The sequence below is a fragment of the Herbidospora sakaeratensis genome, from assembly GCF_001570525.1.
In the GTDB taxonomy this organism is placed as follows: domain Bacteria; phylum Actinomycetota; class Actinomycetes; order Streptosporangiales; family Streptosporangiaceae; genus Herbidospora; species Herbidospora sakaeratensis.
Genome location: NZ_BBXC01000019.1, coordinates 1 through 20,885, shown reverse-complemented (window position 1 = coordinate 20,885; position 20,885 = coordinate 1). Strand labels below are relative to the sequence as shown.

General features: G+C 69.1%; 23 protein-coding genes, 1 tRNA gene and 1 pseudogene. 14 read left to right on the top strand and 11 right to left on the bottom strand.

What is annotated here, in order from left to right:
• Window positions 1-6: 6 nt before the first annotated feature.
• Window positions 7-321 carry a DUF5709 domain-containing protein gene (locus AW271_RS29460; RefSeq protein WP_062340874.1) on the bottom strand — a complete coding sequence of 105 codons (315 nt, stop codon included), beginning with the start codon at window positions 319-321 and terminating at the stop codon, window positions 7-9.
• 129 nt (window positions 322-450) lie between these two features.
• Here AW271_RS29460 and AW271_RS29455 point away from each other — a divergent pair, with 129 nt between their 5' ends.
• The 4 genes from AW271_RS29455 to AW271_RS29440 all read left to right on the top strand — a co-directional run bounded on the left by AW271_RS29455 (window position 451) and on the right by AW271_RS29440 (window position 2,774).
• Complete coding sequence (locus AW271_RS29455) at window positions 451-801, top strand: hypothetical protein (protein ID WP_062340873.1); 351 nt, start codon at window positions 451-453, stop codon at window positions 799-801.
• Between the two features lie 92 nt (window positions 802-893).
• Window positions 894-1,259, top strand: a complete 366-nt coding sequence (locus tag AW271_RS29450; RefSeq protein WP_275935787.1) for an ArsR/SmtB family transcription factor — start codon at window positions 894-896, stop codon at window positions 1,257-1,259.
• Window positions 1,252-2,199, top strand: a complete 948-nt coding sequence (locus tag AW271_RS29445; RefSeq protein ID WP_062340871.1) for a cation diffusion facilitator family transporter — start codon at window positions 1,252-1,254, stop codon at window positions 2,197-2,199. The genes AW271_RS29450 and AW271_RS29445 overlap by 8 nt, the downstream gene beginning before the upstream one ends.
• On the top strand, window positions 2,196-2,774 hold the full coding sequence (locus tag AW271_RS29440; protein ID WP_062340870.1) for a methyltransferase family protein: 579 nt from the start codon (window positions 2,196-2,198) through the stop codon (window positions 2,772-2,774). The genes AW271_RS29445 and AW271_RS29440 overlap by 4 nt, the downstream gene beginning before the upstream one ends.
• A gap of 5 nt (window positions 2,775-2,779) precedes the next feature.
• Here AW271_RS29440 and AW271_RS29435 read toward each other — a convergent pair whose 3' ends face one another.
• Window positions 2,780-3,412 (bottom strand): hypothetical protein, encoded by a 633-nt coding sequence (locus AW271_RS29435; RefSeq protein ID WP_157554742.1) that lies wholly within the window; start codon window positions 3,410-3,412, stop codon window positions 2,780-2,782.
• 113 nt (window positions 3,413-3,525) lie between these two features.
• Between AW271_RS29435 and AW271_RS29430 the strand changes: the two genes are divergently transcribed.
• Together AW271_RS29430 and AW271_RS29425 are read left to right on the top strand one after the other, a co-directional pair.
• Window positions 3,526-4,194, top strand: coding sequence for a response regulator transcription factor (locus AW271_RS29430; protein ID WP_062340868.1), 669 nt, complete (start codon window positions 3,526-3,528; stop codon window positions 4,192-4,194).
• Window positions 4,191-5,627 (top strand): sensor histidine kinase, encoded by a 1,437-nt coding sequence (locus AW271_RS29425; protein ID WP_062340867.1) that lies wholly within the window; start codon window positions 4,191-4,193, stop codon window positions 5,625-5,627. Before AW271_RS29430 ends, AW271_RS29425 begins: the two co-directional genes overlap by 4 nt.
• On the opposite strand, the gene AW271_RS29420 is transcribed toward AW271_RS29425, so the two are convergent.
• Window positions 5,624-10,015: a HAMP domain-containing protein gene (locus tag AW271_RS29420; protein ID WP_062341030.1), complete on the bottom strand. Its 4,392-nt coding sequence runs from the start codon at window positions 10,013-10,015 to the stop codon at window positions 5,624-5,626. The two genes, AW271_RS29425 and AW271_RS29420, sit on opposite strands and share 4 nt — an antisense overlap.
• Before the next feature lie 133 nt (window positions 10,016-10,148).
• Here AW271_RS29420 and AW271_RS29415 point away from each other — a divergent pair, with 133 nt between their 5' ends.
• The 5 genes from AW271_RS29415 to AW271_RS29400 all read left to right on the top strand — a co-directional run bounded on the left by AW271_RS29415 (window position 10,149) and on the right by AW271_RS29400 (window position 12,852).
• Window positions 10,149-10,622: a DUF305 domain-containing protein gene (locus tag AW271_RS29415; protein WP_169806410.1), complete on the top strand. Its 474-nt coding sequence runs from the start codon at window positions 10,149-10,151 to the stop codon at window positions 10,620-10,622.
• Between the two features lie 37 nt (window positions 10,623-10,659).
• Window positions 10,660-11,034, top strand: coding sequence for an ATP-binding protein (locus AW271_RS29410; RefSeq protein WP_062340865.1), 375 nt, complete (start codon window positions 10,660-10,662; stop codon window positions 11,032-11,034).
• A gap of 865 nt (window positions 11,035-11,899) precedes the next feature.
• Window positions 11,900-12,019 (top strand): DLW-39 family protein, encoded by a 120-nt coding sequence (locus tag AW271_RS41675; protein ID WP_212735470.1) that lies wholly within the window; start codon window positions 11,900-11,902, stop codon window positions 12,017-12,019.
• Between the two features lie 5 nt (window positions 12,020-12,024).
• The gene (locus AW271_RS29405) at window positions 12,025-12,717 is read left to right on the top strand and encodes an HAD-IA family hydrolase (RefSeq protein WP_083977427.1); all 693 of its coding nucleotides are present in this window, start codon (window positions 12,025-12,027) and stop codon (window positions 12,715-12,717) included.
• Window positions 12,718-12,779: 62 nt separating this feature from the next.
• Window positions 12,780-12,852 (top strand) — tRNA-Ala (locus AW271_RS29400).
• Window positions 12,853-13,314: 462 nt separating this feature from the next.
• Here the strand turns inward: AW271_RS29400 and AW271_RS40210 are convergent.
• Window positions 13,315-13,467 (bottom strand): hypothetical protein, encoded by a 153-nt coding sequence (locus tag AW271_RS40210; protein ID WP_157554740.1) that lies wholly within the window; start codon window positions 13,465-13,467, stop codon window positions 13,315-13,317.
• A 72-nt stretch (window positions 13,468-13,539) separates the two neighbouring features.
• On the bottom strand, window positions 13,540-14,472 hold the full coding sequence (locus tag AW271_RS29395) for an NADP-dependent oxidoreductase (RefSeq protein ID WP_062340863.1): 933 nt from the start codon (window positions 14,470-14,472) through the stop codon (window positions 13,540-13,542).
• A 77-nt stretch (window positions 14,473-14,549) separates the two neighbouring features.
• On the opposite strand from AW271_RS29395, the gene AW271_RS29390 reads away from it, so the two are divergent.
• On the top strand, window positions 14,550-15,503 hold the full coding sequence (locus tag AW271_RS29390) for a GlxA family transcriptional regulator (protein ID WP_062340862.1): 954 nt from the start codon (window positions 14,550-14,552) through the stop codon (window positions 15,501-15,503).
• Window positions 15,504-15,632: 129 nt separating this feature from the next.
• Here the strand turns inward: AW271_RS29390 and AW271_RS42975 are convergent.
• The 5 genes and pseudogenes from AW271_RS42975 to AW271_RS29370 all read right to left on the bottom strand — a co-directional run.
• Window positions 15,633-15,764, bottom strand: a pseudogene (locus AW271_RS42975) (response regulator transcription factor); the annotation flags it as partial.
• A 228-nt stretch (window positions 15,765-15,992) separates the two neighbouring features.
• Window positions 15,993-16,184 carry a hypothetical protein gene (locus tag AW271_RS40205; protein ID WP_218008211.1) on the bottom strand — a complete coding sequence of 64 codons (192 nt, stop codon included), beginning with the start codon at window positions 16,182-16,184 and terminating at the stop codon, window positions 15,993-15,995.
• 408 nt (window positions 16,185-16,592) lie between these two features.
• A complete protein-coding gene (locus AW271_RS29380) occupies window positions 16,593-16,943 on the bottom strand; it encodes a nuclear transport factor 2 family protein (protein WP_062340860.1) in 351 nt (116 codons plus the stop codon).
• 55 nt (window positions 16,944-16,998) lie between these two features.
• Window positions 16,999-17,511: a DUF6461 domain-containing protein gene (locus AW271_RS29375; protein ID WP_062340859.1), complete on the bottom strand. Its 513-nt coding sequence runs from the start codon at window positions 17,509-17,511 to the stop codon at window positions 16,999-17,001.
• Between the two features lie 218 nt (window positions 17,512-17,729).
• On the bottom strand, window positions 17,730-18,584 hold the full coding sequence (locus tag AW271_RS29370; RefSeq protein WP_062340858.1) for an NAD-dependent epimerase/dehydratase family protein: 855 nt from the start codon (window positions 18,582-18,584) through the stop codon (window positions 17,730-17,732).
• Window positions 18,585-18,711: 127 nt separating this feature from the next.
• On the opposite strand from AW271_RS29370, the gene AW271_RS29365 reads away from it, so the two are divergent.
• Complete coding sequence (locus tag AW271_RS29365) at window positions 18,712-19,542, top strand: helix-turn-helix transcriptional regulator (RefSeq protein WP_062340857.1); 831 nt, start codon at window positions 18,712-18,714, stop codon at window positions 19,540-19,542.
• Between the two features lie 696 nt (window positions 19,543-20,238).
• Entirely contained in the window at window positions 20,239-20,622 is a 384-nt protein-coding gene (locus AW271_RS29360; protein WP_062340856.1) for a VOC family protein, read from the top strand.
• A gap of 47 nt (window positions 20,623-20,669) precedes the next feature.
• Here AW271_RS29360 and AW271_RS40920 read toward each other — a convergent pair.
• The coding region (locus AW271_RS40920) for a hypothetical protein (RefSeq protein WP_169806409.1) at window positions 20,670-20,885 on the bottom strand (216 nt) is incomplete at its 5' end.

Here is a 20,885-nt window from a genome sequence, read left to right as displayed (position 1 = left end):
TTTAGATCACATATCGCGTTCCACGCGCATCGCCGCTTCCTCGGCCGAATAACGCCCGCCGTCGTCTCCCGCGTCCTCGCCCACGAGTTCGTCGTCGACGTCCTCACGTGCTCCTTCGTCGGGATCGACCAGCCGGCCGGCCCCCTCGCGCTCCTCGCGGGCGTGGTGCAGATGGGCCTCGGGCTCCTCGGCGGACAGCCGCCGGTCGAGGGAGTCGTCGTCGGGGTCTTCATCGAGACCGATCGGGTGGTCGGTGTCCTCGACGAGGTCTTCGGCGTCGAGATCGACGTCCTGAATGCCCTGGTCATCGGGTTCTGTCATGGTGGTTCGCCCCCTTCCAGTCAGGGGTTGCCCGGGACGATCGCCGCGAAACGGCATGTTTAACGCGGTTCGGCCGGGCAGTAGGTGCAGTGCCACAACCGCAACCCCCACAAAGGAGAGCGAAGGCATATGCAGCCGAACGACAACCTCTGGACCTACCGTCAGGGCGTACAGGATCCCACCACGACCCTGGACGTGACCGGATTCACGGTCGAGGCGACAGACGGAAAGATCGGCTCAGTGGACGAGTCGAACTACGAGGTGGGCGACAGCTATCTCGTCGTCGACACCGGTCCCTGGATCTTCGGTAAGAAGGTCGTCCTGCCTGCCGGCACGGTCACCGAGATCGACCCGCAGCAGCAGAAGGTCTTCATCGCGCGTACGAAGGAAGAGATCAAGAACGCTCCCGAGTACGACGAGACCACCTTCAAGGACCCGCTCTACCGAGACCAGCTGGGCGGTTACTACAACCGCTTCTGACGGGTAGTCCACAACCAACCGCGGGCCGTCCCCTTCCGGGGGGCGGCCCGTTGTTTTAGCATCGACGTATGAATAATCGTTCAAATGTCGCAGTGGCCATCGCCCCCGACGCGTGCGTCGACGCCGAGCGAGTGGCCCACGTCCGTTCCGTGATGCCCGACGACGACCTGGTCGGTGACCTTTCCGAGGTGTTCGGGCTGCTCGCCGATCCCGGGCGGCTCCGGTTGCTGGCCGCCCTGCTCGAAGGCGGCGAGATGTGCGTGTGCGACCTGGCGGCGGCCACCGGGCAGAGCATGTCGGCGGCGTCCCACGCGTTGCGGCTGCTGCGCAGCCACCGGGTGGTGAAGGTGCGGCGGGCCGGCCGGATGGCCTACTACCAGCTGGCCGACTCCCACGTGCGGCTGCTGTTCGACCTGGCCATCACGCACATGCGACACGACGGGAAGACCAGTGAGTGACCACGGGCACGGGCATGGCCACGCCGTCTCGCAGGACGCCGACCGGCGATATCTGAGCGCGGCGCTGGCGCTCATCGTCGCCTTCATGGCCGTCGAGGTGGTCATCGGCTTCATCGCCGGATCGCTGGCGTTGATCACCGACGCCGGTCACATGCTGACCGACGCGTTCGCCATCTTCTTCGCCCTCGTCGCCATGCGGATCGCGGCCCGGCCCCCGATGGGCGGCTTCACCTACGGCCTCAAACGCGCCGAGATCATCTCGGCGCAGATCAACGGCATCACCCTGCTGCTGCTGGCCGCCTTCTTCGTTTACGAAGGCGTGCGGCGGCTCATCTTCCCGCCCGAGGTCGAGGGCCTCTTCGTGGTCTTCACCGGCCTGGCGGGCATCGTGATCAACCTGATCGCGACCTGGCTGCTGCGCAAGGCCGACCGGTCGCGCCTCAACGTCGAAGGCGCCTACCAGCACATCCTCAACGACCTGTTCGCGTTCATCGCGACCACGATCGCCGGTCTCGTCGTCTACTTCACCGGCTGGTCCCGCGCCGACGCCGTGGCCGCCCTGGTCGTCGCCCTGCTGATGGTCAAGGCCGGGTGGGGGCTGGTCCGCGACGCCGGCCGGGTCTTCATGGAGGCCGCCCCCGTGGGCCTCAACCCCGCCGAGACCGGCCGCCGGCTGGCCGGCCTCCCCGACGTCGTCGAGGTGCACGACCTGCACATCTGGGAGGTCACCTCCGGGTACGCCGCCCTCTCGGCGCACATCCTCGTCACCCCCGGCTCCGACTGCCACGCGGCCCGGTCGGCCGCCGAGAAGCTCGTGCACGACGCCTACGGGATCGAGCACACCACCCTCCAGGTCGACCACGCTCACCCCGACATGCTGACCATCGGCGACGGCCACTGCGCCGACCCCCACGGCCCCGTCCACCGGAGCGAGGAATGAGTCTCCCCGCGTTACTGATCTACGGCCTGGGCCTGGTCCTGGCCTTCGGCTACCGGAGCTGGGCCCAATGGCGGGCCACCGGGAGCACCGGCTTCGTCGGCATCCGAGAGCCGGTCCTCAGCCTCGGCTGGTGGGGCGGGATGCTCTTCGTCCTGAGCATCGCGCTCACGGTGGCCGCGCCGGTCCTGGAACTGGCCGGGATCACCCCGGCGGCGCGGGAGCCTATGGCCGTCGGGCTCCTGTTCGCGGTCGCCGGGCTGATCCTGACCCTGGCCGCGCAGCACGCCATGGGCGCCTCCTGGCGCGTCGGCGTCGACGCGGACGAACGCACCGACCTGGTGACGACCGGCGTCTTCGGGCTCGTCCGCAACCCGATCTTCACCGCGATGGTCGTCGCCCTGATCGGGCTCCCCCTGCTGGTGCCGACCTGGGTCTCGCTCGCCGCCCTTCTCTCACTGGTCGTGGCGGTCGAGATCCAGGTCCGGGTGGTCGAGGAGCCCTACCTCGCCCGGGTGCACGGGGCGGCCTTCACCGCCTACATGGCTCGGACGGGCCGGTTCGTCCCGAAGTTCTAGCCGGGTCAGTCCTCGGCGGGGGCCTCGGGAGCCGCGGGGACCGCCGAACCGGCCGGCACCGCGGCGGCGAAGCAGACGACCTTGGCGCCCTCCGGCGCGTCGGGACCGTCGCCGGAGAACGACGGTCCGGCGTCGCCGGACTCGTCGGCGGTGGTGTGCGTCGGGCCTTCAGGAGCGGCCGGCTGCGCCGCGTCGACTCCTGCCTTGACGCCTGCCTCGCCCGCCGGGATCGCGGCGATGACCTTGCCGTGGAGCGGCTGTGCGGGCAGGGTCACCGGTCCGCCGTTCTCCCCGGCCTCTCCGGTGAGGGGAGCGGCGATCACCACGTCGGTCGGCTTGCCCGCCTCGCCGGGCGGGGCCGGGACCGCTGATGCGACGTTCTCTCCCCCGGCCTGTGCGCCGGGCTCGGCGGGGATCGCCGGGATGGCCTTGGTGACGGAGAGGCTGGCGACCTCCTTGCCGTCGATGGTGACGACGCCTTCCTTGATCTCGATGCCCTCGCCCCCGGCGGTGCAGGCGATGGAGCCTCCGACCGGCTTGAGGGTCGGGGCGTCGTCGGTGGCGTTGGCGGCACCGGTCACGCCGAAGGTCACGGCCAGGGCCAGCAGGCCGGAAACGGCCAGGCGGCGGTGTTTCACGTGGAACATCTCCTTCGTTCGGTTGATCAGCCACACTGGCGGCGCGTACCTGAAGCCAGGCTGAAGGGCGCTTCTTCAGGTTGGCTTTAGGTGCCCTTTGCCAGGCTGGCCGGATGCGCGTGTTGCTGGTGGAGGACGAACGGCGTCTGGCCGACCTGGTGAAGTCGGGGCTGGCCGACGAGGGGTTCGCGGTCGACGTCGCGCACGACGGCGCCGAAGGGCTCTGGCTGGCGGGGGAGCACGACTACGACGCGATCGTGCTCGACGTGATGCTCCCCCGGCTCAACGGCTACGCCGTCTGCCGCCGCCTGCGCGACGACGGCAACTGGACCCCGATCATGATCCTCACCGCCAAGGACGGCGAATACGACGAGGCCGAGGCCCTCGACACCGGCGCCGACGACTTCCTGTCGAAACCGTTCTCCTATGTGGTCCTGCTGGCCCGGCTCCGGGCGCTGGTCCGGCGCGGGAAGTCGGCCCGGCCGGTCGCGCTGACCGTGGGCGACCTGGTCGTCGACCCGGCCGGGTTGCGCTGCCGCCGGGGCGAGGTCGGCATCGCCCTCACGCCCAAGGAGTTCGCCGTGCTGCACGCGCTGGCCAGACGTCCGGGGGAGGTCGTCTCCAAGGCCGACCTGCTGGCCCAGGCGTGGGATTTCGCGTACGACGGCGACCCGAGCATCATCGAGGTCTACATCAGCGCCCTGCGCCGCAAGATCGACGCGCCCTTCGGCCGGACGTCTCTGGTCACCGTCCGGGGCGCCGGTTACCGGCTCGAGTCATGAGCGGCTGGTCGGTACGCCTGCGCGCCACCGTGACGGTCACCGTCATCGTGGCCGCCGCCCTGGGGATCGCCGCCGCGGTGCTGGTCGGGGTGTTGCGCACCAGCCTGGTCACCGGCGCCGCCGACGAGGCGGGCCGCCGCGCCGACCAGGTCGCCACGCTGATCGCCGCCCCGGCCGAGCCGTTCATCCCGGTCACGTCGCCTGCGCCTGCTCAGCCGCTCCGCCAGGTCACGTCGCCTGCGCCCGCTCAGCCGCTCGGCCCGATCCATGGGGTCAGGGCCGACTCGGCGGCCGGCCAGGTCGCCGGGCTCACGGCCACCTCCGCCGGCACGGTCGTGATCACCCAGCCGGGGGAGTTGGTCGCCGCCGGCGTCACCGGATGGCGGCCCGTCGACGCCGCTGAGGCGCGGGCGGTCGGCGGCTCGATCTCGATCACCGATCCGAACGTGATCGTCGGGCAGCTCGATGCGGCCCTGCCCGTGGGGACCGTGGCCGCCGGAGACGGCTACGTCACCGCCACCCGAGCCCTCGACGCGACCACGGCCGTCTCGGTCCGCGCCTCGCTGGCGCCCACCCAGCTGGCGCTGCAGACGCTGACCTGGGTGCTCGTCGTCGGCATCCCGGTGCTGCTCGCGATGGTGGCCGCGCTGACCTGGTTCTCGGTCGGCCGGGCGCTCGCGCCGGTGTCGGCGATCCGCGCGAAACTGGCCGACATCACCGCCCGCGACCTGCACCAGCGGGTGCCCGAACCGCACGCCCGCGACGAGATCGCCGCCCTGGCCACCACCGTCAACGGCACCCTCGACCGCCTCGAAAGCGCCGTCGGCCTGCACAAACGGTTCGTGGCCGACGCCGCCCACGAGCTGCGCAGCCCGATCGCCACCCTGCGCACCCGGCTGGAGCTCGGCGAACGCGACGCCCCCGCGCTGGCCAAGGAGTCGCTGACCGACGTCACCCGGCTCCAGTCGCTCGCCGCCGACCTGCTGGTGCTGGCGCGGCTCGACGCCGGGGAGCCGCTGCGTCTCCAGGAGGTCGATCTGGGGCAACTCGCGACGGAGGAGGCGCTGCGGTGCCCCGTACCGATCGATCTGGACATCGCGCCCGGCGTGGTGGTGCAGGGCTCCCCCGCGCAGCTCACCCGGGTGATCACGAACCTGATCGCCAACGCCGTGCGGCACCGTTCGTCGAGCGTTTCGGTACGCGTCGCGCCCGGCCCGGTGCTGGAGGTGCTCGACGACGGGCCGGGCATCGCCGAGGAACACCGGGAGACCGTCTTCCACCGGTTCACCCGGCTCGACGAGGCGCGCGACCGCGACGCCGGCGGGGCCGGGCTCGGGCTCGCCATCGCGCGGGAGATCGTCGTCGCCCACGGCGGCACGCTGACGATCGAGGACAGCCCGCGCGGCGCGCTGTTCCGGCTGACCCTTCCCTAGAACTCCAGCCACTGCTGCATGCGGGTGATCAGTTCTTCGGCGTCGACGGGCTTGGTGACGTAGTCGCTGGCGCCCGCCGACAGGGTCTTCTCACGGTCGCCGTGCATGGCCTTGGCGGTGACCGCGATGATCGGCAGGTGCGCGAAGCGCGGCATCTTGCGGATGGCGGCCGTGGCGGCGTAGCCGTCCATCTCGGGCATCATGATGTCCATCAGGACGAGGTCGACGTCCTCGTGGCGGGCCAGCACCTCGATGCCCTTGCGGCCGTTCTCGGCGTACAACACCTGCATTCCGTGCAGTTCCAGGATGTTGGTCAGCGCGAAGACGTTGCGGACGTCGTCGTCCACCACCAGAACCTTGCGGCCGACCAGGCCGGTGTCGACGTTTTCCACAGCCTGTGGACGTTCGTCGGGACTCGCCTCCACGAGCGGCAGCACCGCGCCCGGATCCTGCGCGGTCAGGTGCAAAGTGATGCGTTCGCGCAGTTCGTCGAGGCTGGGCAGGCGCTCCAGCGGCTGGGTGTTCGACCGGCCCTGGAGCAGGTTCTCCTGCGGGCGGGTGAGAGTCCGGGTGTGGTGGGCCAGGATCGGGAGCTCCCGCAGGGCGTGGTGCTCGTCGAGGCGGCGCAGGAACTCGGCGGCGGCGTCCTGCGGCATGCCCAGGTCGAGCACGATGCACTGGTAGCCGCCCTGCATCAGCGCGGTCATCGCCGAATCGGGATCGTTGGCCGTCGACACCCAGACCGGGCCGTGCGACTCGCCGAGGTCGGCGACCACCGACTCGGCCAGCTGGGCCAGCAGGCCGTTCGGGCGCGACTCGACCACCAGCAGGTGGCGGCCCTCGCGGGTCAGCGGGATGCGCACGATCCGGCGCGGCGGGTCGAGGCGCGGCGGCTGGCTCACCGTCATCGCCTCCGCCAGCGGGATGAACAGGCTGAACGTCGACCCTTCGCCGAGCTTGCTGACCGCCCTGATCTCGCCGTCGAGCAGCGCCGCGATCTCGCGGCTGATCGACAGGCCCAGTCCGGTGCCGCCGTAGCGGCGGCTCGTGGTGCCGTCGGCCTGCTGGAAGGCGTCGAAGATCTGCGACAGGTTGCCCTCGGCGATGCCGATGCCGGTGTCGACGACGTGGAAGGCCAGCATGTCGTTGGGCGAACGCTCGATCCGCAGCTCGACCGAACCGCGCTCGGTGAACTTGATGGCGTTCGACAGCAGGTTCCTGAGCACCTGGCGGAGCCGCTGCTCGTCCATGAGCAGCTGCGCCGGCACGTCGGACGCCACGACCACGTCGAAGCGCAGCCCCTTCTCGGTGGTCAGCGGCCGGAAGGTCGCCTCGACGTAGTCGAGCAGCTGCCGCAGCGGCATGGCCTCCAGCGTGATGTTCATCTTCCCGGCCTCGATCTTCGACAGGTCGAGGATGTCGTTGATCAGCTGGAGCAGGTCGGTGCCGGCCGAGTGGATGACGTTGGCGTACTCGACCTGCTTGGCGGTCAGGTTGCGGGCCGGGTTCTGCGCGAGCAGCTGGGCCAGGATGAGCAGCGAGTTCAGGGGTGTACGCAGCTCGTGGCTCATGTTGGCGAGGAACTCGCTCTTGTACTTGGACGCCAGCGCGAGCTGCTGGGCGCGGTCTTCGAGCTCCTGGCGGGCCTGCTCGATCTCGCTGTTCTTCGTCTCGATGTCGCGGTTCTGCTGGGCCAGCAGCTCGGCCTTCTCCTCCAGCTCGGCGTTGGAGCGCTGGAGCTCCTCCTGCCGGACCTGGAGCTCGGTGGCCAGACGCTGCGACTCGACCAGCAGGGTGTCGGTTCTCGCGTTGGCGACGATCGTGTTGACGTTCACGCCGATCGTCTCGACCAGCTGGCTCAGGAAGGTGCGGTGGATCGCGGTGAAGCGGTTGAGGCTGGCCAGCTCGATCACGCCCAGGACCTGGTCTTCGACCACGATCGGCAACACGATCAGGTTGACCGGGCCGGCCGCGCCGAGGCTGGAGGAGATCGTCAGGTAGCCGGGGGCGATGTCCTCGACGAGGATCGGCTGCTTCGCGACGGCGGCCTGGCCGACGAGCGACTCGCCGAACTCGAAGCGGCGGTCATGGTCGCTGTGGCCGTAGCTGCCGACCACCTGGAGGGTGCCGGTCTCCTCGACCAGGAGGAAGGTGCCGTACTGGGCGTTGACTAGCGGGGCCAGTTCGTTCATGACGAGCTCGGCCACCACCGCGAGGTCGCGGTGGCCCTGGGTCAGGCCCGAGATGCCGGCCAGGTTGGTCTTCAGCCAGTCTTGCTGCTTGTTGGCGAGCGTCGTCTCGCGCAGCGACTTCACCATCGAGTTGATGTTGTCCTTCAACTCGGCGACCTCGCCGGAGGCGTCCACGGTGATCGATCTGGTCAGGTCGCCCGAGGTCACGGCGCTGGTCACCTCGGCGATGGCGCGCACCTGGCGCGTAAGGTTCCCGGCCAGCTCGTTGACGTTCTCGGTGAGGCGCTTCCACGTGCCGGAGACGCCCTCGACCTCGGCCTGGCCGCCGAGCCGGCCTTCCGAACCGACCTCGCGGGCGACGCGGGTGACCTCGGCGGCGAAGCTGGAGAGCTGGTCGACCATCGTGTTGATGGTGGTCTTCAGCTCCAGGATCTCGCCGCGGGCGTCGACGTCGATCTTCCTGGTCAGGTCGCCCTGCGCCACGGCCGTGGTGACCTGGGCGATGTTCCGCACCTGGTTGGTCAGGTTGTTGGCCATCGAGTTGACGTTGTCGGTGAGGTCTTTCCAGGTGCCGGCCACGTTGGGCACCCGGGCCTGGCCGCCCAGCTGGCCCTCGGTGCCGACCTCGCGGGCGACGCGGGTGACCTCGTCGGCGAAGGCGCTCAGCGTGTCGACCATCCGGTTCAGGGTCGCGGCCAGCGCCTCGACCTCGCCCCGCGCCTCGATGGTGATCTTCTGGCTGAGGTCGCCCCGGGCGACCGCCGTGGCGACCTGGGCGATCGACCGCACCTGGCTGGTCAGGTTGGACGCCATCACGTTGACGTTGTCGGTCAGGTCCTTCCAGGTGCCCGACACGCCCCGCACGGTGGCCTGGCCGCCCAGGTTGCCCTCGGTGCCGACCTCGCGGGCGACGCGGGTGACCTCGTCGGCGAAGGCGCTGAGCTGGTCGACCATCGTGTTGATGGTCTCCTTCAGCTCCATGATCTCGCCGCGGGCGTCGACGCGGATCTTCTGGGTCAGGTCGCCCTTGGCGACCGCCGTGGTGACCTCGGCGATGGAGCGCACCTGCGCGGTGAGGTTGTCGGCCATGACGTTGACCGACTCGGTGAGGGCCTTCCAGGTGCCCGAGACGCCCTTCACGTCGGCCTGGCCGCCGAGGCGCCCTTCGGTGCCGACCTCTCTCGCGACCCTCGTCACCTCGTCGGCGAAGCTGGACAACTGGTCGACCATCGTGTTCAGGGTGTTCTTGAGTTCGAGGATCTCGCCGCGCGCGGAGACGGTGATCTTCTGGGACAGATCGCCCCGGGCCACCGCCGTGGCCACCTGGGAGATGTTGCGGACCTGGTCGGTGAGGTTGCCGGCCATGTAGTTGACCGAGTCGGTGAGGTCGCGCCAGGTGCCGGAGACGCCCTTCACGTCGGCCTGGCCGCCGAGGCGTCCATCGGTGCCGACCTCGCGGGCGACCCTCGTCACCTCGTCGGCGAACGAACTGAGCTGGTCGACCATCGTGTTGATGGTGTTCTTGAGCTCCAGGATCTCGCCCCGGGCGTCGACGGTGATCTTCTGCGACAGGTCGCCCTTCGCCACGGCCGTGGTGACCTGCGCGATCGACCGCACCTGGTCGGTCAGGTTGCCGGCCATGAAGTTCACCGAGTCGGTCAGGTCGCGCCAGGTGCCCGAGACGCCCTTCACGTCGGCTTGGCCGCCGAGCCGACCGTCGGTGCCGACCTCTCGGGCCACTCGGGTGACCTCGTCGGCGAAGCTGGAAAGTTGGTCCACCATCGTGTTGAGGGTGTTCTTCAGCTCCAGGATCTCGCCCCGGACGTCCACGGTGATCTTGCGGCTCAGGTCGCCCTTCGCCACCGCCGTCGCCACCTGGGCGATGTCGCGCACCTGGTCGGTCAGGTTGCCGGCCATGGCGTTCACCGAGTCGGTCAGGTCTTTCCAGGTGCCTGAGACGCCCGGCACGTCGGCCTGCCCGCCCAGCTGGCCCTCGGTGCCGACCTCACGCGCGACGCGGGTGACCTCGCTGGTGAACAGGGAGAGCTGGTCGACCATGCCGTTGAAGACGGTCGCGATCTCCTTCAGCAGGCCGTCGCCGTCGTCGGTGGGGAGCCGGGTGCCGAAGTCGCCGTCGCGGACCGCCGTCAGACCGGCGAGCAGCTGACGGAGATCGAGTTCCCGTTCACGCTTGATCGTGTCCACACCCGCTCCATCTTCCTGGCCCTGGTTTTGGCCTTTCCACCGTAGAACCTGAACCTGACCGGGTCATCACACGTACCTCCGGCTGATGAGCGCGATTCGGCTATTGGCGACCAGCCTCGTACTGATGCTGGTCGTCGCGTGTTCCGGTACGGATCCGGCGGATCCAGACGTGCGGTTCTCCCTGGAGATGATTCCCCACCACCGGCAGACGCTGCAGCTGGCCGAGATGGCCAAGGGACGGGCGTACAGCGACTGGGTCAAGGCGGCCTCGGCCGAGATCAGGGCCCAGGGCCCGGCCGACCTGCAGATGATGGCGAACTGGCTCTCCACCTGGGAAGTCGCCGAACCCCCCGGCGGCGCCCGCCCCATCGGCCCCGGCAACGTGACCGACGCGGAGTTCGCCAAACTGCAGGGCCTCACCGGCCAGGCCTTCGACAACGCCTGGTACGGCCTGATGTCCCGGCACCTGGAAGCCGGCATGACGATCGGCCGGATCGTGCTCGCGGTCGGCGACCACTTCCCGACCGCCGACCTCGCCCGCCGGCTGGTCAACGATCAGGAGGAGATGCTCGCGGAGATCGGGCGTCAACTGGCCTAGGCTGGGCGGTAGTCGAAAACCCCAGGAGGCGGTGCCGGTGGCGAACGACCTCCTGCTGTCGCTCGACCTCGACCAGATGACCGTGCCCGAGATCCGGCGGCGCGTGCACGACTGCGCCGGGGCGGTGGGCCTGTCGGGGCTGGGCCTCGACGACTTCGTCCTCGCCGTCCACGAGGCGGTGACCAACGCGCTGCGCTACGCGCAGTCGCCCCGGGAGCTGCGGTTGTGGCGCGAGGGCGAGCGGGTGTTGTGCGAGGTGTCGGACGGGGGGCCGGGGATCGGCGAAGGGCCGTCCCGGACTGCTACGGGCGGGCGGGGGCTCTGGCTGATGCACCGGCTGACGACGATCGTGGTGAGCACGGCGCCTGAGGGGACTACGGTGCGGTTGACGGTGGGGTTGTCGCGGGGCTGATGCCGTGAAGTCGGCGAACATGTCTGGCGTTATTCCGGGGCTGAAGGTGGTGACCGGGGTGCCGCCGGGCGGTGTCTCTGGTTGGTGCCTCGGGTTTCCTCAATCACCGAAGGCTGGGAGACGTAACGTCTGAAGCGGCGCGGAGCACCCTCAAGTTGAGAGGCGCAGCCTTTGAGAGACGAGGGGTGCAAGAGCGCTGTAGCCGAAGGAGGCGCACCCGAAGCTGGAGGCGCACCCGAAGCTGGAGGCGCACGTTGCAGATGAGCGGCGCGTCGTAGTCGCGGCAGCACGAATCTCGTTGAGCCTGGTGTATTGCCTGAGTCTGCGCAGTTGGTTACAGGATGAGGACGTGAGGGCTGAGGTTCGTATCGCAGACTGATACAGGGGTGCTCCGCGACTGCGTGATGCTATGCGGAGGGGGAGCCGCAGAGCAGTGCGGAGGTCCTGTACAGGTATCGGCTGCGAGGAACTACGGGCCGCCTTCCATGACGCGATGATGGACTGAGGTCCTGGACACGGGTCTCGGCCTGTTCGTTTCGAGTCCTGGAATCGGTCTCGGGCGTCAAGCCGGATGTCCCGGATGGGCCGGTTCGGTGCCGATCGCGTGGGCGACTGTGGGAGTGTGGGAGCCGGTATCGGCGGGATTCGTGGGGCCTCCGGAGGGACCGGAGTGCGGCTGACGCAGGGGTTGGTGCGGGGCTAAGCTCGTGGCTCACCTGGGGTCTCGTCTCTTTCGCTGATAGCAGAGCCCTCCTCGGTACGGCTTTCGCGGCTGAAATCATCGGGGGGATAAAGTGTTGTATTCGGCGCGCGGCCCGGGGGCGGAACCGGGCGTTTGTCTCACCCGGGAAATGGGGTCATCACTATGAAGAAGCTGCTGCTTCTTGCCATCGTTGCCGTCGTTGGTCTGCTCTTCTGGCGCAAGGTCCAGGCCGATCGGGCCGAGCTCGACCTCTGGACCGAGGCGACCGGCAGCGAGAACTGATCTTCGTGATCAAGCTGGCCTGCCTCGACCTGGCGGGCACCACGATCGGCGACATCGCCCTGGTCGAACGGGCGTTCGCCGAGTCGATCGCGACGCAGGGAATCGTTCCCGGGACCAGTGCATACGCACGTGCGATGGTGCATGTGCACCGGTCCCGGGGATGCCCCAAGATCGACGTATTCCGGGGGATCTTCCCCGACAACGAAGCGCAGGCCCAGGCCGCCAACCTGACCTTCGAGCGCTCGTACGAGGGATCGCTTGAGCGTGCCGGCGTAACGCCGCTCCCCGGAACGGTCGAAGCACTCGAGAAGCTGCGCGGCGCCGGCATCAAGATCGCCCTGGTGACCGGCTTCTCCCGAGGAACCATGGGACGCATCCTGGGCTCCCTCGGCTGGTACGACCGGGTCGACCTCGCCCTCTCGCCCGAAGACTGCGGCCGTGGGCGGCCCTACCCCGACATGATCCTCACCGCGGTCATGAAGCTGGGAATCGAGGACGTCCGCGAGGTCGCCGTCGCCGGCGACACCGAGAGCGACATGCTCTCCGCCCGCCGCGCGGGCGCCTCCGTGGTGGCCGGAGTGCTGACAGGGGTGCACAGCCGCGATCGGCTGACCGCCGGCGGGGCCACCCACATACTGGAGTCGATTGCCGATTTTCCGGCCGTCGTGATGGGGAGCGACGTGGCCGCCGTCCGGTGAGTGGCGGGCACATCGAGATCCTTGCTACCGTGTAGCGACGTCTGCTCGCCGCGGGCGCAATCGGGGCCTTAGCTCAGCTGGCAGAGCGCCTGCTTTGCAAGCAGGATGTCAGGAGTTCGAATCTCCTAGGCTCCACTCTCTTCACGGCTCGTGGTCGACGCCCCTTCGGGGCGGCTTTCACGGGCCGTTTCGTTCGTTTATACGGGGGGACGACCCCCCGAACCCCCCGATACGAGAGGGCTTCGCCCCCTCGCGCTCCCCCTGGCCGCTTCGCGTCCGGCGTCGCTGTCGCTCCGGGTCGCTGCGCTCCCTGCGATAGGGCTCCGCCCCCTCGCGCTCCCTGGCAAGGCCTCGCTTCGCTCGGGAAGCGCTCGCTTCGCTCGTCAAAGCTCCTTTTCTGTACGGCTTCGCCCAGCCAGTCACCCGACTCCCCTGGCTGCCTGATCATCAGCTGTGCGGTCAATGAGGCGACAGGACGCCGGTTCGGGAGTGAGGGCGAAAGGGCCTTTGGAGTGGCGGCGGTGACCACGGGGGCTTGTCGATCGGCCATTGAGCCATCGCGCAGAACTGGCATTGCCAGGTCAGCCAAATCACCAGTTAGTCGGAATGTTCACCGTTGAGTTCGTCGGCGAAGTGGTGCCTGGAGTAGGAGTCGATGCGCCGGTCCCGGCGGGCCGTCCGGGACGAGCCCGTGTGGTGGTTGCCCTTGGGGCGCCGGAAACGGTCAATGGCCTGCCGCAGCAGCATCACGACGGCTGCTCCTCGCCAGCTTGTTCGGCGATGCGCTTCTGCCGATCGATCTCCCTGGCCAGGGCGGCGGGGTCAGTCGGCGACCGTGAGGACGATCTTGCCGGTCGTCCGGCCGGTTTCGCCGATCTCGTGGGCCCTGGCAGCCTGCTCCAGCGGGAGGACCGTCTGGATCTCGGGCGTCAGCCGACCGGAGTCCACCAGAGCGGCGATCTCCCGCATGCCCGCGTGGTCGGCCTCGACGATCATGAAGGTGGAGCGGAAGCCGAGGGCGCGTGCGTGGACCGCCAGCCCGGTCTCGGCCGGAGACGCGAGCGAGACGACCATGCCTCCCTCGCGCAGGGTCCAGAGAGAGCGTGGGCCGTATTCGCCGCCGATGGTGTCGACCACGATGTCGACGTCACCGGCCGCCGAGGCGAAGTCGGTGCGTGTGTGGTCGATGACCTCGTCGGCGCCGAGGCCCCGTACGAAATCGTGCTTGGGGCCGCTGGCGGTGCCGATGACGTAGGCGCCGAGCGCCTTGGCGATCTGCACCGTGACATGGCCGACCCCGCCCGCCGCGGCATGGACCAGTACACGGTGGCCGGGGCGGACGCGGGCGGTGTCGACCAGCGCCTGCCATCCGGTGAGCGCGACCAACGGCAACGCGGCGGCCTGGACGTGGGACAACGAAGCCGGCTTGCGGACCAGGTGCCGTGCGGGGGTGACCACGTATTCCGCGTAGGTGCCGGCGGGCCGTGGCTGCAACGGCATGCCGAACACCTCCTCCCCGGGCTCGAACAGGGTCACGCCCAACCCGACCTCCTCGATCACGCCGGAGACGTCCCACCCGAGCCGGATCGGCCCTCCCGCCAGCCCTCCGGTCACCCGGTGCCAGAAATCGGTCGGGTTGACCGACGTGGCGTGTACTCGGACGAGCACCTCGCCGGGGCCTGGCTCCGGCCGGCCCACCTCGACGATCTTCAACACTTCCGGGCCGCCGAGGGAGTCCTGGCCGATCGCGCGCATTCTCATGTCCCTCAGGCTGCCAAGGCCGGGGCACCCCGGCGATTGGCCCGACTGCCAATGTTTGCAAGGATCTGGCCATGCATCGCGTCGTCGTCCTGGCGCTCGACGGGGTCTATCCCTTCGAGCTCAGCATTCCGGTGAGGATCTTCGGCACTGCCGTCGGCCCCGATGAGGAGCCGCTGTACGAAGTGCTCACCTGCAGCGTCGATGGGGGACCTGTCAGGACCGCCGCCGATTTCAGCGTCACGGTCGAGAACGGCAGCGAGATCCTCGCGACGGCGGACACGCTCGTCGTCCCCCCGTTCTCCTGCGGCCCCCTCGACGACAGAGCGCGGCTCTCCGACGAGGTCGCCGGGATATTCGACCGTCTCCGGCCGGGCACCCGCATAGTGTCGATCTGCACCGCTTCTTACGTCCTGGCCGCCGCCGGCCTGCTCGATGGGCGGTCGGCGACGACCCACTGGACCGAAGCGGAGCACTTTCAGCGGATGTTCCCCAGCGTCAAGGTCAACGCCGACGTGCTGTTCGTCGACGACGGTGAGGTGCTCACCGCGGCCGGAGTCGCGTCCGGCGTCGACCTGTGCCTCTATCTCGTGCGTCGCGACCACGGCAGTGAGGTGGCCAACCGGGTCGCCCGGCTCTGCGTCGTGCCCCCGTGGCGGGACGGCGGCCAGGCGCAGTTCATCGAACGTCCGGTGCCCGAACCGTCGGCGGCCACCACCTCCGAGACCCGCGTCTGGGCGCTGGAACGACTCCATCGGCCCATCCCGCTCACCGAGATGGCCGGACGGGCGCGGATGAGTGTCCGCACCTTCACCCGGCGCTTCCGCGACGAGGTCGGGATGACTCCCGGCAGGTGGCTGATCCAGCAGCGCGTCGAACGCGCACGCCACCTGCTCGAGACCACCGACCTCCCCGTCGACCGCGTCGCCGAGCAGGCCGGTTTCGGGACCGGCGCGTCCATGCGCAAGCACCTGACCACCGTGATCGGCGTGTCCCCCACGGCCTACCGGCACACGTTCCGCGGCTAGGCCCGGCCCTTCGGCAGGACCGCCTGGGCCCGTTCGATCGTCAGCGTGTTGTGCGTCGGTGCCCACGGCCTCCAGCCAGGCGCGGGCGGCGAGCAATCGCCGATTGCGGCCGTCGGCGCTTTCGAGCCCGAGTTTGGTGAAGATGCGCCGCAGGTGTGTCTCGACGGTGCGCTGCGAAAGGTGCAGGTGCTCGGCGATCGCCGCATCGCGGGCGCCCGTGGCGACGAGGGAGAGAACCTCGCGCTCACGCGGGCTGAGCACTTCGAGGCCGGGTGGCGACTCCGTGCCTGGCCGCAGGGGCGCCGGTGGCTCGGCGGGCTGGGGAACGACCGGTACGGCGAACCTCGTCAGCGCGGAGGACGCCCGCCACCAGGCGACCCCGATGACGGCGGTGACAGCGGCCACGGCGAGACCGGAGATCAGTGGGCCTGTGGGGCGGAGCACGGCCCCGGTCCAGGTCACCGCGAGCGTCACGCCGATCGCGGCGTATTAACCGAGCACTCCGTACAGCAGCCAGCGCACCGCCGAAGGACGGGCTGACGTGATGAGCGCCCACGCCCCGGCGAGGCAACCCGCGGCCAGCGAGACGAGGTAGGCGACGCTTCCGCCCGTCGGCGCGATGTCGCCGGGACCGCTGGCCACGGCCGTGCCCATGCATACGACGATCGACAGGGGTGCCACAGCCGAGGCGGCTGCGGCAGCGCGGTCGCGCTCCGGCCCTCGCGCTCCCTGGTAGGGCCCTCGCTTCGCTCGCCAAAGCCCATTTTCCGTTACGGCTTCGCCTGGCCGGCCACCCGACCGACTCCGGCCACCGCGTCGCGGGTCAGCTGGAGCAGGTGGGCGCGGACCGCCCGTTCGCGGTGCCGGATCAGCGGGTCCCGGCCGTACGGGCGGGGTCGGGTTGAGCCGTTCGAGCCACAGGTAGGGCGCCGCGATCTGCGGCCAGTCGGTCTGCCGCGGCGAGGTCGCCGCCCGCAACCGGTAGGGGCCGACCTCGCGGCGGTTCCAGACGCCGTCGATCAGGCCGGTGCCCTCGCGGATGGGGTCGCGGTCCCCTCGGGTGGGGTCCTGCTCGTCCAACGGTGACCGCTACCGACTGGGGGGCGCCGGGAAGGGGTCGGCGAAATACTGGGTCTCGCGGGTGATCAGCCCGTCGGTGAACTCCATGATGCTGACCGAGTGGGTCGGCTTGCCGTCATAGGTTATGAGGCACTCGCTCACCCACAGATCGCCGCAGCCCTGGATGCGGCGTACCGTGAAGTGCCTTTCGGCCGGATGCCCGCCGCGCTGGGCCTGGATGCGTGCCCGCCCCTCGAACCGTTCGCCTGACTGCGGATACTCCAAGATTGCGTCCTCGGCGTAGATGGCGTGCTCGGCCACGATGTCGCCGCGTTCGGACGCCTCCCAGTGGCGCCGGATGCCGTTCTCAAGATCGCTCACGTAACGGGCTTACCCACGTCTCATTCTCGAAGCCCGTGCTTGCGAGCACTGCTGCTCAGTACTCGATGACGCCGTGGGCGGCCACGATGTCACTTGAAGCGTTCGGCCGCACCTCGGTGATGCGCTCGGCCAGCTGCAGCGCGGCGGCGAGCCCGCCCTCCGACTTGTCGCCAACCAGCCCGAGCTCGACCCGGTCGGCCAGGTAGTCCTCCGAGATGCCATCCTCGTCGCCGGGGTACAGCGGATCGAAGGACAGAATCCTGCGGCCGTCCAGGTAATGGTCGAAGGACGCAACTCTGTTCACGTTGACGAAGACACTCGCCGTGGCCGTTCCGGCCGACAAGGGCCGCATCACCTCGTCCAGCGTGCCGGCGAAGCCGTTCCACTCGTTCAGGATGGTCCCGCCCTCGGCCGATCGGGCACAGATGAGGCCTTCGTCGATCTCGCCTTCTTCGTCATCGCCGTCGAACACGTCGATGCCAAGGCGGGTCAGCGCTTCGTGCGGGGTGAGGCCGCGAACGAAGATCGCGCAGAACGCGTCGTCATCGAGCCAGTCGTAGCCGCTCATGGGAATCCTGTTCTCTCCAGGGACGAACCATGGAGATCCTGGCATTCGAGTCCGACAGAAATTTGTACGACCCCTGAGAGGCGACACCGAAGCGAGTCGGCCAAGATCAGGACCCATAGGCTCCACCCAGGTAAAAGCCCAGGTCAGAAACGAATCATCTGCCTGGGCTTCTCGTTGCGTGCTGCAGCGCGCACCCTCGGCCGCCGCCCGGTCTGGGGTTACAGCACTCCCGCGTCCCGCGCCGTCCATACCGACGGGATCAGCGGGCGGTAGCCCAGTTCGTGGCGGATGCGAGTCGTCGACATCACGCTGTGCCACGGATCCGGGGTGTCCCTGTCGTAGGCGTCCTGTGGCACCGGTAGCCCGTGGAACTGGAAGAGGTCGACCATGGTGACCGGGGCGTCGTCGGCGATGTTGTAGACGCCGTGTGCCCCGGGCGCGTACAGCAGTCGCCGCAGGCCCTGTGCCACGTCCAGGTGGTGGCCCATGTGCAGGCGTTGCATGGCGGGCCAGTTCGGCGCCCATTTCATGGCGTCGGCCAGGTGCGGGTCGCCGTCGCCGTAGACGAACGGCAAGCGTGCGATGCGGAGGTCGTCGAGGCCGTCCGTCGCCCTGAGCGCACGCTCGGCCTCCCACTTCGACTCGGGGTAGGCGCCCCACAGGTGATCGCCCGGAACCGTCTCGTCGCTCTCGACCAGCGCCCTGCCGCGCCCCGCGCCGTACACGAGACCGGTGCTGACCTGCACGAACCGCCGCACGCCCGAAGCCACCGCGGCCCGGCCGAGTTCGATGGCGGCGTCCCGGTTGACCGCCCGTGCCTCCTCATCCGGCACCCCGCGGAACGCGGCGGCGACGTTCACCACCGCGTCCACGCCGGCCGTGGCTTTGCCAAGCACCTCCGCGTCCCGCAGATCGCCCACCAGCACCTGGGCGCCGAGTTCCGCGAACCGCTCGCCGCGCGCCGCGTCCCGCACCAGGACCCGTACCTCGTCGCCGGGCGCCGCGTTCTGCAACAGCCGCGGCACGAACCGCCGCCCGACCTGGCCGGTCGCTCCTGTCACCAAAGTCAGCATGGCCGCCTCCTCGTCGTCGTAGCCACCCTTGAAGCGTGCGGAAGGACGGGGAACGGCGGGAGAGACGCGGTCATCCAGGGACCGGCACACCCTGGATACAAGCCCGTGAGCAGGGCATCCTCGAACAGTGGACCGTACCGAGCTCGCCGACTTCCTGCGCCGCGCCCGCATCCGCCTGGCCCCCTCCGACGTGGGCCTGAACACGGGTCCACGGCGCCGCACTCCGGGCTTGCGCCGCGAGGAGGTGGCGCAGCTCACCGGGATGTCTACGGACTACTACACGCGGCTGGAACAGCGCCGCGGCTCTCACCCGTCGCGGCAGATGCTCACCGCTCTCGCCCGCGCCCTGCGGCTCACGGACGCGGAGCGCGACCACCTGTTCCACCTAGCGGGCCAGGAGCCGCCCCGCCCCGTCGGCTCTTCAGACCACGTCCGCCCGGGGCTGCTGCTGATCCTTGACCGGCTGCACGATATCCCGGCGTCGGTACTGAGCGACTGGGGCCAGATGCTGGCACAGAACACCATGTCAGTGGCCGTGACCGGCGACCACGTGGGGTCGAATATGATCCGCCGCTGGTTCACGGTGCCGGGCGCACGGGACCTGGCCCCACACGAGAACCACGAGGAGCATGCCCGCGCGCACGTGGCGAGCCTGCGTGCAGTCACTGCGGCACGCCCCCACGACCCAGGCCCCGCATCCCTCGTGGCCGAACTCCGCGCCGCGTCCAACGAGTTCGAGCAACTCTGGGAGTCGCATGACGTCGTGGTGCGCCGCCCGTCGCCGAAGCGTTTCCTGCACCCCGTGGTCGGCGTCCTCGACCTCGACTGCGAGGTGCTGGTCAGCGACGGCCACAGCCAGCAACTCGTCGTGCACTCGGCGCGGCCGGGCACCGAGACGTATCAGCGGCTCGAACTACTGCGGGTCGTCGGCCTTCAGGACCTGGCCCCCCGCTCCTAAGAGGGCATGCCGCCGGGCCGATGCCCGCTCGGTACGAGCTCAGTCGAATGCATCACCCCGTGAGCCCTGCGAAACACCCACCCGGGACTTCGCCAGGTGCGCCTGGCCCTCAAGATCTGCACGTTCACGCCACAACCAGGCTCGTGGTCAGGCTCGCGTTCGGAAACGAACATGTGTGGTTGGCTGGTCGCGACCTTCCAGCTTGCATGGGGGCAGGTTGCCCCGAGCGTTGATGCCGTATGGACGACGCGCACCGGCTTGGGCGCGCGGCCGACCCCTTCTGCCGATCGGCACGCCACCTCGCCACTGATCCACCGCCGATCTGAAACCAGACAGTCGACTGACACTGTGACGTGTGCTGACCGTTCGCGCTGGCGAAGGAGTGACCATCTTCGGGACCACAGGTCCGTTCCTGCGGCGCTACACCGGCGCGTGCGACGTCGGCCGGCTGACGGGCTTCGATCGTGCGAGAAGCCAGGTCAGGCAGTGGTCTGCACCCTGGACCCGTCGCCGGGCGATCAGTGATGCTCGTCGTGGAATCGCGTATTTCGACCCCTCTGGCATCTGGTTCGAGCAGTGCGGCCATATTTCGACGATTCCGCCAGGCAGCGGCCCTGGCATCATGCGCACTGATCCCCGGTTCCCCTAGGACGTGGCTGTCTGACCTGATATGCGTCATTTGTCATACTGTTGCCCATGGCTTCTCGTGTGCGTCATGTGACCATCGACTGTGCGGACACCTATCGGCTCGGGACGTTCTGGGCGGAGGTGCTCGAAGCCAAGCTCGGTGACGATGATCACCCTGGCGACCCTGAGGCCCTGGTCGAGGCGGAGGGCGTCACTCTTCTGTTCGTCGCCGTGCCCGACGGTAAGACGGTCAAGAACCGGATCCACTTCGACGTCCAGCCCACCGACCGCGGTCGCGACGAGGAGGTCGAGCGCCTGCTCTCCCTTGGTGCCACTCTGGTCGGCGACCACCGCCGCCCCGACGGCTCCGGGTGGGTCACTCTCGCCGACATCGAGGGCAACGAGTTCTGCGTCGAGCGCAGCGCCGCCGAGCGTGCCGCCACCTCATCCTGACGGTGCGCTGATTGATCGACCTCGGCTCCCCGCTGCGGCTTGCCCCGTTAGGCGGGATTGGCTCTTTTCAGGACCGGTTCCGTCTTGGGGAGCAAGGTCGCGGCGGCCTGTGCTTCGTCATCCAGATAGAGGAAGAACGCGCTTACGCCGGTCCCGTTCTCGGTTGGCTCGGTGCGGACCTGCTCATTCAGACGTCGGCCTTCGCGCTTCGCCAGTTCTACGAAGCGGTAGAGCTCTCCCCAGGTGAGCTGCTCGTTGAGCTC

Excerpts from the sequence above, each read along its gene's own strand:
- AW271_RS29460 (WP_062340874.1), bottom strand. The coding sequence starts at position 321 with ATGACAGAACCCGATGACCAGGGCATTCAGGACGTCGATCTCGACGCC.
- AW271_RS29455 (WP_062340873.1), top strand. The coding sequence starts at position 451 with ATGCAGCCGAACGACAACCTCTGGACCTACCGTCAGGGCGTACAGGAT.
- AW271_RS29440 (WP_062340870.1), top strand. The coding sequence starts at position 2,196 with ATGAGTCTCCCCGCGTTACTGATCTACGGCCTGGGCCTGGTCCTGGCC.
- AW271_RS29430 (WP_062340868.1), top strand. The coding sequence starts at position 3,526 with ATGCGCGTGTTGCTGGTGGAGGACGAACGGCGTCTGGCCGACCTGGTG.
- AW271_RS29425 (WP_062340867.1), top strand. The coding sequence starts at position 4,191 with ATGAGCGGCTGGTCGGTACGCCTGCGCGCCACCGTGACGGTCACCGTC.
- AW271_RS29415 (WP_169806410.1), top strand. The coding sequence starts at position 10,149 with ATGCTGGTCGTCGCGTGTTCCGGTACGGATCCGGCGGATCCAGACGTG.
- AW271_RS41675 (WP_212735470.1), top strand. The coding sequence starts at position 11,900 with ATGAAGAAGCTGCTGCTTCTTGCCATCGTTGCCGTCGTTGGTCTGCTC.
- AW271_RS29395 (WP_062340863.1), bottom strand. The coding sequence starts at position 14,472 with ATGCGCGCGATCGGCCAGGACTCCCTCGGCGGCCCGGAAGTGTTGAAG.
- AW271_RS29390 (WP_062340862.1), top strand. The coding sequence starts at position 14,550 with ATGCATCGCGTCGTCGTCCTGGCGCTCGACGGGGTCTATCCCTTCGAG.
- AW271_RS29375 (WP_062340859.1), bottom strand. The coding sequence starts at position 17,511 with ATGAGCGGCTACGACTGGCTCGATGACGACGCGTTCTGCGCGATCTTC.
- AW271_RS29370 (WP_062340858.1), bottom strand. The coding sequence starts at position 18,584 with ATGCTGACTTTGGTGACAGGAGCGACCGGCCAGGTCGGGCGGCGGTTC.
- AW271_RS29360 (WP_062340856.1), top strand. The coding sequence starts at position 20,239 with ATGGCTTCTCGTGTGCGTCATGTGACCATCGACTGTGCGGACACCTAT.